The following is an 18,533-nucleotide window of genomic DNA, read 5'->3' on the forward strand; positions in this document are numbered from 1 at the left end:
CAGGATCAATACTAGCTCTTCCAAACCGGCTGTAAAGATTTTCTACTAACGGATAAATGAAACACCAGTCAATAGAGGCTTCTAATTTTCTAACCATATGATCAGCTGGAACAAGCTCATCAATAGTACATAAAATAATGTGATCATGTTTAGTTTTATTTACTGTCATTGTCATATTAATTTCCTCCAAATGTGCACTTATATTATACCATATCATGACTTCTTTATCTTAAACAAAAAAGTCGTGGAGCCTCAAAGTTTGCACACTTGGAACGAAGTCATCCACGACCACTGATATATTATCACATAAACAACAAAATAAAAAGACTGCTGACAATTTTTTATTTGTCAACAGCCTGTAGCGGATTTTTAATCCGCTTTTTTAATAAAATGTGTTCAAAAAAAGTCTTAATAGAGCAATTTTTGTTGATATATTGGGACAATCTGTAAGCGCTAAATTTTATTGAAAAAGTACTTTAAAACAAGTGGTTTAGGTGGTATAATTGATTTATAGAAATTTTAAGGAGGAGTCATAAAATGGCAGAAAAATTATCTTTTGTAGTATCTGATCCAGTAGGATTACATGCTAGACCAGCTACTATCTTAGTTAACCAAGCTAGTAAGTTTACAAGTGATATTAAATTAGTTTATAATGGTAAAGAAGTAAACTTAAAATCTATTATGGGAGTTATGTCTTTAGGTGTTCCTACTAAAGCTACAGTAGAAATCATTGCTGAAGGTGATGACGAAAAAGATGTAATTGCTTCTATTGCTAAAGTTATTAAGGAACAAAAAGTAGCAGAATAAAATTAAGAAGTCTTGGGACTTCTTTTTATTTATAGGAGGAAATATGTCAAAAGTAGTTAAAACTAATGCACTAAGATTATTAGATAAAGCTAAGATTAGTTATGAAATAAAGGAATATCAGTATGATGAAGAACATTTAGGTGGTGAACATATTGTATCTCAAGTAGATATGGAAGCTAAAGATATTTTTAAAACTTTAGTTTTAAAAGGCGATCATGATTATTTAGTTTGTTGTATACCAGTATTAGAAGAAATTGATTTAAAAAAATTAGCAAAACTTTCTCATAACAAAAGTGTTTCAATGATTCATTTGAAAGATCTTTTACAGATAACTGGCTATCTTCGTGGTGGATGTTCACCAATTGGTATGAAAAAAAAGTTTGATACATATTTTGATAGTTCCATTAATGAATGCACTAAGGTTGCTTTAAGTGCAGGTAAACGAGGTTATCAAATGATTGTTGATGCTAAAGAGCTTATGGATTATTTAAATGCAATAGTTGGTAATGTGATAAAGGAGTAGCTATGATTCAATGTTATTATGGAAATGGAAAAGGTAAAACGACTGCAGCTGTGGGATTAGCTTTAAGGATGGCTGGAGCAGATAAAAAGGTAATGATGATTCAATTTTTAAAGGATGGTTTTAGTAGTGAAAATAAACTTCTTGAAAAATGTGGAATAAAAGTATTGACTCAAAAGATGCCTGCGATGTTTGTTGATATGAATGATTCTAAAATGATTAAAGAGGTAAGTCATTTAGTTAATGATTTATTTTTAAGGATTGATGAAAGTTATGATGGTATTATTTTAGATGAATTATTAGATGCTATTGCATTGAATTTAATTAATGAAGGAATGGTTTATGATCGTTTAGTTGATTTAAGAGATAGTCATGAAGTTATTTTGACAGGTAGAATGCCAAGTCATAAAATCAAACCAATTCTTGATTATTCTAGTGAAGTGAAAAAACATAAGCATCCTTATGATAATGGAACTAAGGCAAGAAAGGGAATTGAATATTAAAGAGTTAATTATTTAATATAGAAAATGTAGTAATTTCATATATAAAACAAGTGGTCAAATTTATAGAGATTTGTTATAATTAATTCAAGAGGTGAAAAACATGGATTATAATAATGAATATCAAAGATGGGCAGAATGTAAAGATTTAGACCCATTATTAAAAGCAGAATTAGCTAGTATGAATGAAAAGGAAAAAGAAGATGCTTTTTATATGAATTTAGAATTTGGTACAGCTGGAATGCGTGGCGTTTTAGGTGCTGGAACAAATCGAATGAACATTTATACAATTAGAAAAGCTAATGTTGGTTTTGCAAAATATGTATTAGGTTTACCAGAAGGAAAAGAACGTGGTATTGCAATAGGTTATGATAATCGTCATATGTCATATAAATTTGCAATTGAAAGTGCAAAGGTTTTAGCTACTTATGGAATCAAATCATATCTATTTGAAAGCTTAAGACCAACACCAGAGTTATCTTTTGCAGTCCGTTATTTAAAATGTGCTGGTGGGATTATGATTACTGCTAGTCACAATCCTAAAGAGTATAATGGATACAAGGTTTATGATGATACTGGATGTCAATTAATTCCTGAATGGGGAGATCAAGTAGTTGCTTATGTAAATGAAGTTAAAGATGAACTTGGAATTGAAGTAATTAGTGATGAAGAAGCTTATTCATATATTACATGGATTGGTGAAGAAGTAGATGAAGCATATTATAAGGAAGTAATGGCAATTGAAATTAATCCAGGTATGGATAAAAGTGATTTTAAAATCGTATTTTCACCACAACATGGAACATCTAACTTACCTGTAAGAAATTGTTTAACTCGTTTAGGATATAATGTAATTCCTGTATTGGCACAGTGTGCACCAGATCCAGATTTTTCTAATACTGCATCACCAAATCCTGAAGTTGCTTGTTCATATGATCTTGCGATTAGAAAAGCAAAAGAAGTAGATGCTGATGTTGTAGTAATTTGTGATCCAGATGGGGACCGTTTAGGGGTTGTTGCTAAACATGAAGGTGAGTATGTATTGATGTCTGGAAATCAAAGTGCAGCAGTTTATCTAGAATATATTTTAAGTGAATTAAAGAAACAAGATAAATTACCAGCTAATGCAGTAATGTATAATACAATTGTTACTAGTGATTTAGGAGAATTAGTTTCTAAGTCTTATGGAGTTGAAGTGGAGAAGACTTTAACAGGATTTAAATTTATTGGTGATAAAATTCGTAAATATGAAAAAACTAAAGAAAAGGAATTTATTTTTGGTTATGAAGAATCTTATGGTTGTGTCGTAAAAGATTTTGTTCGTGATAAAGATGCTGTACAAGCTGTAGTAATGGCTGCTGAGGCAGGAAATTTCTATAAAAAACAGGGAAAAGATTTAATTGATGTATTAAATGATTTATACGCTAAACATGGTACTTTTAAAGAATCTCAAATTGCTTTAAGTAAAGCTGGGGCTGAAGGTGCTAGACGTATTAAAGAAATTATGGATAATTTAAGAAAAGACGCACCAACAATGATAGGTGGTTATAAAGTTGTTGTGGTTGAAGATTATCAAAGCAGTCAAAGAATAGAAGCTGGTAATGTTACAACTATTGATTTACCAAAATCAAATGTTTTGAAATATTATTTAGAAGATGGTTCTTGGATTGCAGCTCGTCCTAGTGGAACAGAGCCAAAATGTAAGTTTTATTTCTCTATCAAGGGTAATAACGTAAAAGATGCTAGTGATAAAACAGAAGTTTTCCAAAAAGATGTTTTAAATATTATTGGTGAATAATAAACTAACCAAAAAACGTTTATTTATCATGGTCATATTTTGTTAAAATAAAAAGCGAAGATAAGAGATTTGTTTTCTATTCTTCGTTTTTTTATTTAATAGAAATTTGTTTGATGAAAGTAATGGGAAATCTAACTAAAATGGAATGATGTTAGAAAAAGTATCAGAAATCATTGTTTCTTGGATATTGTTTTATTAAAGTTAGGAGATTATAGCTGTATTGTTTCTTTTGATTTGTGTTTAGTTTTATAAAATATGATTTAATTTTTTCAGTTTTATCTTGTTTTGTTAAGGTAACAGATTTATTATTCATTTTTTAAACTTTTAATTTATTTGAAAATAGAATGTTTTACCTTACTTTTTTGAAAATAATGATTAAGAAATATTGTTTATATGTATTATTTTGAAGAAATATACGGATATAGATTAGAAAATTCTAGTATGAAGTTTGAAATTGATTGAGAAAATAATCCTATTATAAATATCAAATTTTGTAAGAAAATGGTAATTGCTATTTCTTTTTTTATACTATTTAATCAGCTATAATGAAGATGTCATCATATAAGTTAAAGGAAGATAATGAAAGCGCTATCTTTTTATGGTGAAATTATATTTGAATTATGATATAATACTAATGTCTAAATTTAATAGAGAAAAGGGGGAGTGACACATGCTCGATGATTTTTTAATACATGTATTTCATAAAGGAAATACTCTTGAGGCGTATAAGCTTTTTGGTGCCCATTTTGAAACAAATAACCATAAAAAAGGTGTCCGCTTCACCGTATATGCACCTAATGCACGAAGTGTGCAGGTTATAGGTGAATTTAATGATTGGGATGGAAAAGACCATTATATGGAAAGGTATACAAATGGTGGTATTTGGACTTTATTTATTCCAGGAATTAAAGAGTATACATTATATAAATATCGAATTGAAACACAAAATTTTGCAACTGTTGATCGTGCTGATCCATATGCCTTTTATAGTGAATTGCGTCCTGGAACAGCTTCAAGGGTCTACAATATTGAACGTTTTCGCTGGTCTGATAAAAAGTGGTTAAATAATCGAACTAAGAATTTTGACAAACCAGTAAATATTTATGAAGCTAATATAGGCTCATGGAAAATGAAAAAAGATTTTACTGATGAAGAAGATGGTGAATTTTATACTTATGAAGAAATGATTGATTTATTGATACCATATTTAGTAGAAAATAATTATACTCATTTAGAATTAATGCCATTAACTGAATTTCCGTTTGATGGATCATGGGGTTATCAAGTAACAGGTTATTATAGTATTACTAGTAGGTATGGAACACCAAAAGAATTTATGAAGTTTGTAAATGCTTGCCATAAAGCAGGTATTGGTGTTATTATGGATTTTGTTCCTGCTCATTATGTAAAAGATGGGCATGGATTATACAAATTTGATGGTGGCTTTGTTTATGATTATCCAGATATTAATCAAAGATATACTGAATGGGACAGTGTTTACTTTGATGTTGGAAGAGACGAAGTTCGAAGTTTTTTAATGAGTAGTGTAGGATTTTTAGCTGAGTATTTTCATATTGATGGAATTCGTTTTGATGCCATCAGTAATTTAATATATTGGAAAGGTAATAAGGAAGCTGGAATTAATGATGGTGCCCATGAATTCATGAAACGTATGAATAATCATATGAAAGGTTATTATCCTAATGTTATGTTGATTGCTGAAGATTCTAGTGATTTTCCTGGTGTTACTAAATCACCAGATGTAGGTGGTCTAGGTTTTGATTATAAATGGGATTTAGGTTGGATGAATGATACATTAAAATATATGAAATTAAATCCTGTTTATCGTAAATACGATCACAATTTATTGACTTTTTCAATGGCATATTTTTATGGTGAAAACTTTATTTTACCATTCTCTCATGATGAAGTAGTTCATAGTAAAGGAACTATAATTGATAAGATTTGGGGAAATAATGAACAAAAGTTTGCGCAATTAAAAACACTTTATACTTATATGATGATTCATCCTGGTAAAAAATTGAATTTTATGGGAAATGAATTAGGAGAATATAAGGAATGGGATGAAAAGGTTTCTTTAGGATGGAATATTCTAAAATATCCAATTCATGATTCATTTCATAATTTTATAATAAAATTAAATGAAATATATCAAAAATATCCTTGTATGTATCAACAGGATTATGGTTTTGATGGTTTTGAGTGGCTTGTAGTTGATGATAGTAACCAAAGTGTTTTTGCAATTGAACGAAAAGATGTTAAAGGTAATTCGTTGATTGCAGTAATGAATTTTACTGAAAATAAACATCAAGGATATATGATACCAGTAAATCAATCTGGTAATTATAAAGAAATTTTAAATAGTGATACAGATATTTATACAGGTGGTAATTTTATAAATAAGAGAGTTATCAAGACTAAAAAAGGATTTGTATTAAATAAAGAATATTATATACCAGTGAATATTGCGCCTTTTGGCAGTATGATTTTTGAATATAGACCAACTAAAAGTAAGAATGATAAGTAAGGGGAGTTAAAATGTTTAAGACAAAAGAAGAATTTAAGTATGAATTTTCAAAAAGAATTATTGAGACATATGGAAGAACAGTAGAAGAGTCGCATCTTACTGAAAAGTTCTTAGTATTAGAACTAATGGTAAGAGATTATGCTTCTGTAAATTGGGCTACTAGTAAAGCTTTGATACGTAATAATTATCAAAAACAAATGCATTATTTTTCAATGGAGTTTTTAATTGGACGTTTATTAGTTAATAATATGATGAATCTTGGTATCTATGATATTGCTAAAGATGGATTGGCTGAATATGGAATTAATATTCATGATTTAGAAGAATTAGAATCGGATGCAGGATTAGGGAATGGTGGTTTAGGAAGATTAGCAGCTTGTTTTATGGATTCGTTGGCATCATTAGCTTATCCAGGACATGGTCATACTATTCGTTATGAATTTGGATTATTTAAACAAAAGATTGAAAATGGTTATCAACTTGAATTACCTGATCAATGGATGCAAACAGGTTTTAATTGGGAAGTAAGAAAACCTAAACATAGAGTTCCTGTTAAATTTTTTGGTAAAATTGTTTACAATGAAACAACAGGTAAATATGAACATGTGGATGCTGAAGAAGTTTATGCTGTTCCTTATGATGTGCCAATTATTGGAAATAAAACTACAACAACTAATACACTAAGATTATGGGAAGCAGAAGCTAGTGATAATATTCCTGCAAATCAAAACTTTAGACAGTATATTCAAAATGTACGTGATATTTGTCAAATGCTTTATCCAGATGATTCAACTCCAGCTGGTAAGATGTTACGTTTAAAACAAGAGTACTTTTTTACTTGTGCTGGTTTAAACTCAATTGTTAAAGCACATTTAAGAGTTTATCCAAATATGAATAATTTTCATGAAAAGAATGTCATTCAATTAAATGATACTCATCCAGTTTTAGCGATTCCAGAATTGATGAGAATTTTAATTGATGAACAAGGTTATGAATGGGATGAGGCATGGGATATTACAACTCAAACATTTGCCTATACAAACCATACAATTTTAGCAGAAGCCCTAGAAACATGGCCAATTGATTTAATGCAATCATTATTGCCACGAGTTTATCAAATTATTGAAGAAATTCATCGTCGTTTTATCGGTTATGTAAAAATGGTAAGTAATCGAGATGAAGAATTATTGAACCGAGTAATGATATTAAGAGATGGTATTGTATATATGGCTCGTCTTGCAATAGTTGGAAGTTTTAGTGTAAATGGAGTAGCTAAATTACATTCTGATATTTTAGTAGAACGTGAATTAAAGGATTTTGCAAGTTTATATCCAAATAAATTCAATAACAAGACTAATGGAGTAACACATCGCCGTTGGCTTGCATATTGTAATCCTGAACTAGCTTCATTAATTAATGAGTACATTGGTAATGATTGGATAAAAAATCCTGATAAGTTAGAAGATTTAATGGCACATGTTGATGATGTTAATTTACAAGAACGTTTCTTAGAAGTAAAACGTGAAAGAAAACAAATTTTAGCAGATTATATTTTAAAACATAATGGTATTAAGGTTGATGTTGATAGTATTTTTGATATTCAAGTAAAACGTCTTCATGCCTATAAGCGTCAGTTACTAAATGTATTACATGTTATTGATTTATATTTTAGAATGAAAGAAAACCCAGATTATAGAATTGAGCCAAGGACATTTATTTTTGGAGCTAAAGCTGCAAGTGGATATTATTTTGCTAAAAAAGTAATTAAATTAATTAATAGTGTTGGTGATATTGTAAATAATGATCCAGAAACAAATAAATATTTAAAAGTTGTTTTCTTAGAAAATTATGGTGTAACTTTAGCTGAAAAGATTATGCCTGCTGCTGATGTTTCTGAACAAATTTCTACTGCAGGTAAAGAAGCAAGTGGAACTGGTAACATGAAATTTATGATGAATGGAGCAATTACTTTAGGTACTTTAGATGGTGCTAATGTAGAGATTTCAGAGCGAGTTGGTGATGAAAATTGTATTATTTTTGGTATGAAAGATCATGAAGTAAAAGCCTTACAAAATAGTGGTACTTATAATGCTTGGGATATTTATAATAATAATCCTCATTTAAAAAGGGTTATTGATAGTTTGATGGATGGTACATTTATTGAAAATAGAGAAGAATTTAGAGTTATATTTGAAGAATTAATGAATAAAAATGATGAATATTTTGTTTTAGCTGATTATGATGCTTATTGTAAAGCTCAAATGCAGGTAAGAGATTTATACCAAAATCGTTTAGGTTGGGCTAAAGTATGTTTAATTAACATAGCTAAGAGTGGTTTCTTCTCATCGGATCGTACTATACAAGAATATGTTGATGATATCTGGCATTTAGAAAAGGTAAAATTTTAGAAATATAAAAAGTTAAAGGAATTGGTTTATATGAAATCAGTTCCTTTATTATTGGTATAAATTTACCAGGTGAATTTATTAGTAAAACCTCTAAAAACGTTGGGAGAGTAAGGGATTAAGAGAATTTGACTGAAAAATATAAAAAAATAAAATTGCCTGGTAAAAAAATAGAAAAGTGTTGATATATAAAGGGTTTGAGGTATAATAGAATATGAAAAGTGGCTTATTTACTAGGTTTAATAACAACATAGGATGTATTGAAACCCGATATTAGCAAAAACGGGCCAATAGTAATCAAAAGTTTAATAACAACATAGGATGTATTGAAACCCAGAAACACGATTAGGAATGTATCTATACTCTGCGTTTAATAACAACATAGGATGTATTGAAACATCCATATATAACCAAATTATTAGGGTTGCTACTTTTGTTTAATAACAACATAGGATGTATTGAAACCCGGGAAGCACCTCCATAACATCGAAAGGAACTAAAGTTTAATAACAACATAGGATGTATTGAAACGTATGCTGAAATTCAATCTTACCGTGAGAATTGTGAGTTTAATAACAACATAGGATGTATTGAAACAGAGAAGTAGTATAATCACTTCGCATTTCACCAGAAACACGATTAGGAACGTGTGTTTAATAACAACATAGGATGTATTGAAACGAAATATACTGCGGATTTAAACGCTTGGTCTAATAAAGTTTAATAACAACATAGGATGTATTGAAACGTTTTTTCAAAATATTTATTCATAATTTCAATTGCGTTTAATAACAACATAGGATGTATTAAAATTTAATTAATTATATAAAAATATAATAAGTTATATGCTTGTGAAGCTTTGTTTATAGGTTTTATAGGCAGTTTATTATCTTTGAACTCAAAAGCTATATAAATATAATCTTTATTTTTAATAAAGAAACAGTTTAGTTTTTTATTATTTAGTTTAAGATTATAAATGAATAAGTATAATTTAACTTGAATAATTGTATAATAAAAGGAAAGATAAGTATTTTTTATTGCATTGCCTTAGTTAAGAATATAGGCTATAATGAGGTAGAAAAATGGGGTGAAATTATGGAAAAAAGTGCCGTTAGAATGATTGCACAAATGATAGCTTTGAAAAAAATAGAAGTATTACTCTTAAAAAAGTACTATGAAGGTAATAGTCCAAGGTTTTATTTACGTGATTTAAATAGCGGTGATTTAAAAGAAATAAAAATTTCAGGTAAATATGTGGAAGAACAATTTGTACATTACTATTTCGATGATATTGAAATAGATTTTTGTCGTATTTATCAAATTGTTGATGCATATGGATTATCAGAGACATTACAATATACAAGACTTGTTTATGATTACGATTTTTTAAGACAGAGCTATTATGATGGTAATGATTTAGGAAACCATTATCACAAAGAGCATACTTCTTTTAAAGTATGGGCACCAACTGCTTTACAAATGAAAGTATCTATTGTTAAAAATGATTGTACATATACTTATGAAATGCAAAGAATTAATAATGGTGTTTTTTATGCGGAAGTTGCTGGTGACTTTGATAATTGTAAATATGTATATCTAGTTAGACATCATGAAGGATTTTATCCTGCTTTGGATCCTTATGCATACAGTTCATCCTCAAATAGTTTAAGCAGTATAATAATAGATTTAGATAAAGTTAAAATAGATTTGAATCGTGATAGTCTTCCTGTATTATTAAATAAAACTGATGCAATTATATATGAGGCTAATGTCCGAGATTATACAATGTATGAAAATAGTTTAAGTGCTTATAAGGGGAAATTCAAAGGAATTTATGAAGAGGGTTTAAAGACTAAATATGGTAATAGTGCAGGTTTAGATTATTTAGTTGAACTTGGAATTACTCATTTACAACTAATGCCTATATATGATTTTGCAACAGTGGATGAAAATAATCCTGAGGTTCTTTATAATTGGGGTTATGATCCAGCCCAATACAATGTTCCTGAGGGAAGTTATAGTAATGATCCTAATGATGGATATAGTCGAGTTATTGAATGTAAAGAGATGATTTCAAAATTGCATTCTAAAGGTATTAGAGTGGTTATGGATGTTGTTTATAATCATATGTATGATGTAAATGCTAGTGCTTTTGAAAGACTAGTACCTGGTTATTATTTTAGGAAGAACTCAGATGGAACATTATCTAATGGTTCCTGGTGTGGTGATGATTTAAATACAGATGAATATATGGTCAGAAAATATATTCTTGATATGTCTAAACGTTGGCAGCAGTTTTATGGGGTTGATGGTTTTCGTTTTGATTTGATGGGAATTATAGATATTACTACTATAAATCAAGTTTATGAAATGTGTTCAAACTATGATAATTCATTCATTATTTATGGTGAGGGTTGGAATATGCCAACAAATTTACCAGATGAAAAAAAAGCAATGCAGGATAATCATGCTAAGATGTTAAATATTAGTTTTTTTAATGATGAATTTCGTGAGGTTATGAAAGGTGGAAGTAGTGATTTTGTCTTAGTGAATAAAGGGTTCATTACAGGAAATCTATATGAAACAGAACATGCTAAAAATGTAGTTTCTGGATTAAATCGTTATTCGAGACCAGATCAGTCAATTAATTATGTTGAATGTCATGATAATGCAACTATTTTTGATAAATTATATATTTCAAACGTTGAAGAAGGATTATCTGGAATTTTAAATCGTCAGAAAAATTTAACAATAATGACATTATTAGCTCAGGGAATTCCGTTTATTCATGCAGGACAAGAGTTTTATCGTACTAAAGGGGGAATATATAATTCATATAATACTCCTGATAATATAAATTGTATCAATTGGGATTTTAGAGATATTTATAAAGATGATATTGATGATATTAAAAAAATAATTAAATTACGTAAAAATAATAAATGTTTTCGATATGCGACAAGGGAAGAAATTGAAGAAAATATTTTAGTTGAAAATATAGATTATAAAATGTTAAAATATACTCTCAAACAAGATAGTGGAGAATATAAAGAATTTATAATTTATATTAATCCATCTAGTTTTTCATTTGATTATCAGGAAAAAGAATATAGTTGTATTTATGGTAATATAAATGATAATCAAATTGAACCTAAAACTATTGTTATTTTAGCAAAGTAAAGGAGAAGTAAATGAGGTTAATTGTAGGGTTGGGAAATCCTGGTAAAGAATATGTGGGAACTCGTCATAATTGTGGCTTTATGGTAGTAGATAAGCTAGCAGAAAAATTAAATGTTAATATTGATCAAAATAAATTTAAAGGTTTATATGTAAAGTTTAAATATCATAATGAAGATGTAGTTTTATTAAAGCCACAGACATATATGAATCTTTCGGGAGAATCTGTTAGTACATTGATGAAATTTTTTAAGATAGAAAAAGAAGATTTATTAGTTATCTATGATGATTTGGATATGCCAGTAGGTAAATTACGATTACGAAAAACAGGTAGTGCTGGTGGACATAATGGGATAAAAAATATTATTGCGCATTTAAATAGTCAGGATTTTAAAAGAATTCGAGTTGGTATTGATAGACATAAATATATGAAAGTAGTTGATTATGTTTTATCACGTTTTACCAAAGAGGAAGCTGATGCTATTAATCAGGGAATTGAAAATGCAGTCAGTGCTGTTATTGACTATCTTGATCATGATTTTGATTATATAATGAATCGATATAATTAGAGGGAATTATGAAACAGTTAGATGATATTTTAAGACAAAATGTGGCGTTTAAAACTTTATTAAATGGTAAAGGAAACATCATTGTTAATGATATTAACGATGAGGCACTATTAATATCTAGTGCCTTTTTGATATTGAAAAAAAACATTGTAGTTGTAAAACCAAATCAATATGAAGCTAATAGGTTATACCAGCAAGTTATGTCCATTAATGAACGTGATGCTTTATTATTTCCAGTTGATGAATCCTATCGAATTGAAGCTTTAGCAGCATCACCAGAATTACTAGGACAGAGAATTGATACTTTGTATCAATTAACTACAAACAAGCCTAAAATACTTATTACTCACAGTCAGGCATTAGTTCGATATTTACCAACTAAACAAATATTTAAAGAAAATTGTTTGGATTTGAAAGTAGGAATGCAAATAGATATTTATGATTTACAAAAATATCTAATAAAAGCAGGTTATCAAAGTGCTATTAGAGTAGATCAACCTTTCTATTTTTCAAAACGTGGTGGAGTGATTGATGTATTTTCAATTCAATATGAAACACCAGTTAGAATTGAGTTTTTTGATGATGAAATTGATAATATCCGTTTTTATAATCAAAATAGTCAAAGAACAATTGAGAGTATCAATGAAATTACAATTATTCCTGCCAGTGATGTATTATATGATGAATCAGAAGTACCAGCAGTTATTGGTAAAATTAATGATTTAAGAGATAAACAGGTAGAAGAATTAGATGAAGTTTATTTAGATGATTATTTAAATAAAGTTTCTATTGATCAAGAAAATCTTCGTAACCATGATACAAGCTTTACTATGTATAATTATTTTAATTTATTTAAACAAACAGCTAGTATTAAAGATTATTTAAATGATCCTTTGATTATTCTTGCAAATAGTCATGATATAAATTTTGCTTATAAAAATTATCTTGAAGAAAATCATTATTATTATCATGAATTAACAGAAGTTGGTAAAAGTATAAAGGGATTAAATTTATTTAGGAATCTTTATGAAGTAATTGATAATGCTGTAATTGATTTTAAATCTTTTGCAACAAGTGAAAAAGATATTTTATTTAATGCTCGAGCAGTTATGATTGATAATCAAGATGAAAAAATGATTATTAATCAAATTAGAACATATTTAAAATTATCTAAAGTAGTAATTGCTTTAGATGATGAACACCAATTACGTTTAATATGTGAAATGTTTGATCGTCATGAATTATTATATACATTAGTTGGAATTAAAGATAAGTTATATCCAGGATTAAATATTACAATTAGTAAAATAGGTTTTGGAATAGAATTGGTTGATGAAAATATTGTTGTAATTAGTGCAAATGAGCTATTTAAAACAAGAAGTATTAAAAAACCAAAATATTTTAAATACAAAAATGCTAAAGTATTAAAGGATTATCAAGAGTTAAATGTAGGAGATTATGTAGTTCATGATAATCATGGAATTGGACAGTATTTAGGAATTAAGACGTTAGAAGTACAAGGGTATCATAAAGATTATTTATATGTAGCATATGCTCAAGATGATACATTATATATTCCTGTTGAGCAGTTTAAATTAATTAGGAAGTATTCAAGTGGTGAAGGCAAAGTACCTAAAATCAATAAACTAGGTAGTTCACAGTGGCAAAAAACTAAAGCTAAAGCTAGAAATAAGGTTGATGATATTGCTGATAAATTGATTGAGATTTATTCTGCTAGAATTAATCAGCCTGGTTATGCTTTTCCTGTAGACAATGAAATGCAGCTTGAATTTGAGAAATCATTTGGTTATGAATTAACTATAGATCAAGCTCGTTCTGTTGAGGAAATTAAATTAGATATGGAAAAACCTCAACCAATGGATCGTTTGCTGTGTGGTGATGTAGGTTTTGGTAAAACAGAAGTTGCTTTAAGAGCTGCTTTTAAGGCTATTTTAGGTAATAAACAAGTTGCTTTTTTATGTCCAACAACAATTTTATCAATGCAGCATTACAAAACAATGGTTGCTAGATTTAAGGATTTTCCAGTTAAAATAGCTTTATTGAATCGTTTTACTTCAACCAAGCAGAAAAAACAAATTTTAAGTGATCTTAAATTAGGTAATATTGATTTATTGGTAGGGACACATCGGATTTTATCTAAAGATGTCATTTTTAAAGATATTGGTCTTTTATGTATTGATGAAGAACAGCGTTTTGGAGTTAAACAAAAAGAGAAAATTAAAGAGTATCGAAAAACGATTGACGTTTTAACTCTTACCGCTACTCCAATTCCTAGAACCTTACAAATGTCTTTGATGGGAATTAGAGGCTTATCACAAATTGAAACACCACCTAAAAATCGTCAACCAGTTCAAACTTATGTGATTGAAAAAAACAATGTTTTAATTAAACAAATTATCGAACGTGAATTAGCACGTGATGGGCAGGTCTTCTATTTATATAATCGAACTAATCAGATAGCTAATGTGGCTTATAATATTGAGTTAATGATTCCTGGGGCTAAGGTTGCGATTGGTCATGGTCAAATGGATAAAAATGAACTAGAAGATGTGATGATGCGTTTTGTAAATAAAGAGTTTAATGTTCTTGTTTGTACTACAATTATTGAAACTGGGATAGATATTCCTAATGCTAATACAATAATTGTTGAAAATGCAGATAAGTTTGGATTAAGCCAGCTTTATCAAATAAAAGGACGAGTAGGACGTAGTGATCGAGGGGCTTATGCATATTTATTATATAATCCAACCCATGTATTAAATGAGGAAGCTAGTAAGCGTTTAAAAGCAATTAAAGAATTTACTGAGTTAGGTAGTGGATATAAAATTGCAATGCGTGATCTTGCAATTCGTGGTTCTGGGGATATTTTGGGTGGTACACAATCTGGTTTTATTGACTCAATTGGTTTTGAGATGTATATGAAAATCTTACAAGATGCAATTAATCAAAAAATGGGAAAAAAAGAAACAGAAGAAATAGAAGTTAAGAGTGTTAATGTTAGTGTAGAGGGTTATATACCTCATGATTATGTTTCTAGTGATATTGAAAAACTAGAATTGTACCAACGTTTAGATAATACTAAAACAATTAAGGAAATTGATCATTTAAAGAGTGAGTTTATTGATTACTATGGTAAATTGCCTGAAGAGGTAATTGCTTTAATTGAAAAGCGGAAGTTAGATATTTTAGCGGCTTCTAAAATTATTGATAATTTAGAAGAAAAGAAAGGCAAAATGGAAATAACTTTTAGTAAAGAATATAGCAAAAATGTAAAAGGTGATCAGTTATTTGAAACAGTAAATCGCTTATTTACTAGACCTATGTTTAGACAACTAGATAATAAAATTATGATTATTTTGCCAAAAGGTGATCAATGGCTAGAAAGGATGAATCAGCTTATTACTACATTAAATCATTAGTTTATATTATGTGATTTTTTAGTAATATTAAATATGGAATTATATGGCATTTGTTATTAAATAAAACATATATAACAAGTGCTTTTTTATGTCTATAAATATTACAATAAATGAAAAAAAGTTTTGTATAGTAACTGTTGTAAAAATATAGAACTACTATAATATTTTTTATATTATGAAATGACTAAACTATTTATTCATAGTATAATTATTTCCATGAAGGAGAATGGAATATGGATAAATCAATGTATATGATGATGATTGTAAAAGGTAAAACCTATAATAGAATTACAAAGAAAGTAGTTGAGGAACATGTTGCAAATATAAGAAAATTAGATGATGAAGGTAAACTAGAAATTTGTGGTGTATTTAAAGGGTATCCAGGAGTGGCTGGTATGTATATTTTAAAAGTAGAAAACCGTGAAGAAGCAAAAGAAATTTGTGATAGTGAACCATTAGTTGTTGGGGGATATGCAACATATAAATTGATAGATTTTTTTGTTGCAAATCGAGAAAATAATTATTTGTTTTAGTAGGCTAAGTTAAACTAGATAGAGGTGAAAAAATGGATTTTCAATTACTTACAGTCGAAAATGAGGACTTGAAAAAATATAAAGTAGTTTTACAAGAAGCATTTCAAAAAGGCTTTGAAGAACAATTTGGAAAGACGGATAAAATAATTCTTCCAGAAAAGGATATTGAACAATCGCTAAATAGTAAAGGTGCAGTTGCATATAAAGCAGTTGTAGATGGAAAAATGGTTGGGGGTGCAGTGGTTGTTATTGATGAAAAGGCATATCACAACCACCTTGATTTACTTTTTGTAAAATATGGTACACAAAGTAAAGGTATTGGGAAAAAAATATGGTTTGAAATTGAAAAATTATATCCAGAGACGAAAGTTTGGGAAACTTGTACACCTTATTTTGAAAAAAGAAATATTCATTTTTATGTCAATGTATGTGGATTTTGTATTATTGAATTTTTTAATGAAAAACATCCAATGTCAGATACTCCTGAGGATTTTATTGGAGATGGAAATGAAGGGATGTTTAAATTTAGAAAACAAATGTAATTTGAGAACTCCATAGTTTGTTAAAAAATGATATGAAGTGAATCCTTGAATTATTAAATGTAGAAATATTGGTCATAAAAAGGAGAAAGGCCAGATGTGGCTTTTCTCCTAATATAATTTTATGTAGTAACATATTTAAAAAATCATATGTAGGTACAAGAAAATTATTGGTTTTGTTATTTTACATTTTTAAGTTTTGTAAATTTAATAAATGATAAAATTATTTGGATTATTACAAATATAAAATATGGATAATACAGTATATAGAATTGTACTAGTAAGAGCAAATCTACGCTTATTCATAAATAGAACTTAACAATTAAATATAACATCTAAAACTGTACAAATGATATGATGTGTAACTATTGCAGTAACTTTAGTAGTTGTTTGTTCAAGAGTTCTTTATGAAACATCAAAGTTTCACTCAAGTAAACTATTTAGAGGTAAATGGTTAATTTAATTATAAAATATGATTATGGAATCAAGAATTATTATAATATTTTACTTATTATTGTAATTAAGGATTAAAATATAATATTAGGAATAATAATCATGCTTTTTTTATTCTTGTGAAAAGTTTTTTTGATAAAGTTAAATTTAATTAGGGGTATCATATTTAGCAATAGTATGTATTATTATTTGTTTTGGATTATCTTATTTCAAAATGGGACTACTGTATCTTTTATTAAGAGTAATTAAGTTAATAGAGGTAACACTAGAATATGTAATAAAAGAAGAAAGATTTAATGAATTTTTATACTGAAGATAATGAAATTGAAGAAGTATTAAAATTATAACTTACTTTAAGGATAGTGTTGTTTCAACAAAAAAATATTAATGATTGAAGCAGATATACAGAAGAGCAACTTATGTATATTGATGGTAAAAGGTTATCTGTTATTGATAATTTTTATGAAACAACATTATTTGATTAAATCGTATAAATAGGTATAGATAATATGAGAATAGTTGAAATGAAAGAACGAAATTCAGAATTAATAGAAAACTTATTAGATGTATGGGAGAATTCTGTTAAAGCAACACATTTGTTTTTATCAGATGATGAAATAAATAATATTAGACAGTATGTTCCACAAGCCTTGAAAGGTGTTCCTGTTTTGGTGATTGCAGAAAATGAAAATGGAAATCTAGTAGGTTTTATGGGGATTGCAGATAAAATGCTTGAAATGTTATTTATTCTTAATGAATGCAGAGGACAAGGAATAGGAAAACAATTATTGCAATATGGAATTGAAAATTATTTAATAAATGAACTTGCTGTAAATGAACAAAATCCTCTTGCGAAAGGATTTTATGAGCATCTAGGATTTGAAGTTTATAAAAGAACAGAAACAGATGAGCAAGGAAATCCTTATCCATTATTGTATATGAAAAGAAATTGATTAATTAGAATTTATTAATAATTATAGTTCTTTTATTTGATATAGATATTTTTGTATTAATTAAGCAAATGGCTATGGTATAATGCAAGTATGGAATTATCTCTGTATTAATGATCCCAGGAAAGGAATGATGAGTATGAAACAAATCAGTACAGGAATAGAAGATTTTAAGACTGTTATAGATAATGATTATTATTATGTGGATAAAACTCAATTAATAGCTGATGTATTTAGTAATGCTGTTATGCTTTATACAAGACCTAGAAGATTTGGAAAGACATTAAATATGTC

General features: G+C 28.1%; 14 protein-coding genes and 1 CRISPR repeat array. Of the genes, 13 read left to right on the forward strand and 1 reads right to left on the reverse strand.

The window, feature by feature from the left end:
• Window positions 1-175: transposase (locus BMW96_RS14570; RefSeq protein ID WP_472573233.1), on the reverse strand; the 175-nt coding region annotated here is incomplete at its 3' end.
• A gap of 362 nt (window positions 176-537) precedes the next feature.
• On the opposite strand from BMW96_RS14570, the gene BMW96_RS12495 reads away from it, so the two are divergent.
• The 13 genes from BMW96_RS12495 to BMW96_RS12555 all read left to right on the forward strand — a co-directional run.
• The gene (locus BMW96_RS12495; RefSeq protein ID WP_004608954.1) at window positions 538-807 is read left to right on the forward strand and encodes a phosphocarrier protein HPr; all 270 of its coding nucleotides are present in this window, start codon (window positions 538-540) and stop codon (window positions 805-807) included.
• Window positions 808-850: 43 nt separating this feature from the next.
• Entirely contained in the window at window positions 851-1,330 is a 480-nt protein-coding gene (gene ybaK, locus BMW96_RS12500; protein WP_092356571.1) for a Cys-tRNA(Pro) deacylase, read from the forward strand.
• A gap of 2 nt (window positions 1,331-1,332) precedes the next feature.
• Window positions 1,333-1,830 (forward strand): cob(I)yrinic acid a,c-diamide adenosyltransferase, encoded by a 498-nt coding sequence (locus BMW96_RS12505; RefSeq protein WP_092356574.1) that lies wholly within the window; start codon window positions 1,333-1,335, stop codon window positions 1,828-1,830.
• Window positions 1,831-1,930: 100 nt separating this feature from the next.
• Entirely contained in the window at window positions 1,931-3,625 is a 1,695-nt protein-coding gene (locus BMW96_RS12510; RefSeq protein WP_092356577.1) for a phospho-sugar mutase, read from the forward strand.
• Window positions 3,626-4,295: 670 nt separating this feature from the next.
• Window positions 4,296-6,173 (forward strand): 1,4-alpha-glucan branching protein GlgB, encoded by a 1,878-nt coding sequence (gene glgB, locus BMW96_RS12515; protein ID WP_092356580.1) that lies wholly within the window; start codon window positions 4,296-4,298, stop codon window positions 6,171-6,173.
• Between the two features lie 11 nt (window positions 6,174-6,184).
• Window positions 6,185-8,581: a glycogen/starch/alpha-glucan phosphorylase gene (locus tag BMW96_RS12520; RefSeq protein WP_092356583.1), complete on the forward strand. Its 2,397-nt coding sequence runs from the start codon at window positions 6,185-6,187 to the stop codon at window positions 8,579-8,581.
• Window positions 8,582-8,815: 234 nt separating this feature from the next.
• Window positions 8,816-9,391: a CRISPR direct-repeat array (repeat unit 30 nt; unit sequence GTTTAATAACAACATAGGATGTATTGAAAC).
• A 282-nt stretch (window positions 9,392-9,673) separates the two neighbouring features.
• Window positions 9,674-11,758, forward strand: a complete 2,085-nt coding sequence (gene pulA, locus BMW96_RS12525) for a type I pullulanase (RefSeq protein WP_092356586.1) — start codon at window positions 9,674-9,676, stop codon at window positions 11,756-11,758.
• Between the two features lie 11 nt (window positions 11,759-11,769).
• Window positions 11,770-12,324, forward strand: a complete 555-nt coding sequence (gene pth, locus BMW96_RS12530; protein WP_092356589.1) for an aminoacyl-tRNA hydrolase — start codon at window positions 11,770-11,772, stop codon at window positions 12,322-12,324.
• A gap of 8 nt (window positions 12,325-12,332) precedes the next feature.
• Window positions 12,333-15,764, forward strand: coding sequence for a transcription-repair coupling factor (gene mfd, locus BMW96_RS12535; RefSeq protein WP_092356592.1), 3,432 nt, complete (start codon window positions 12,333-12,335; stop codon window positions 15,762-15,764).
• A 233-nt stretch (window positions 15,765-15,997) separates the two neighbouring features.
• A complete protein-coding gene (locus tag BMW96_RS12540) occupies window positions 15,998-16,297 on the forward strand; it encodes a YciI family protein (protein ID WP_092356595.1) in 300 nt (99 codons plus the stop codon).
• 32 nt (window positions 16,298-16,329) lie between these two features.
• The gene (locus tag BMW96_RS12545) at window positions 16,330-16,839 is read left to right on the forward strand and encodes a GNAT family N-acetyltransferase (protein ID WP_092356598.1); all 510 of its coding nucleotides are present in this window, start codon (window positions 16,330-16,332) and stop codon (window positions 16,837-16,839) included.
• A gap of 974 nt (window positions 16,840-17,813) precedes the next feature.
• Complete coding sequence (locus BMW96_RS12550; protein ID WP_244881322.1) at window positions 17,814-18,242, forward strand: GNAT family N-acetyltransferase; 429 nt, start codon at window positions 17,814-17,816, stop codon at window positions 18,240-18,242.
• A 136-nt stretch (window positions 18,243-18,378) separates the two neighbouring features.
• The coding region (locus tag BMW96_RS12555; RefSeq protein ID WP_177165805.1) for an AAA family ATPase at window positions 18,379-18,533 on the forward strand (155 nt) is incomplete at its 3' end.

Origin of the sequence: Thomasclavelia cocleata (genome assembly GCF_900102365.1) — a bacterium.
Classification (GTDB): Bacteria; Bacillota_I; Bacilli_A; order Erysipelotrichales; family Coprobacillaceae; genus Thomasclavelia; species Thomasclavelia cocleata.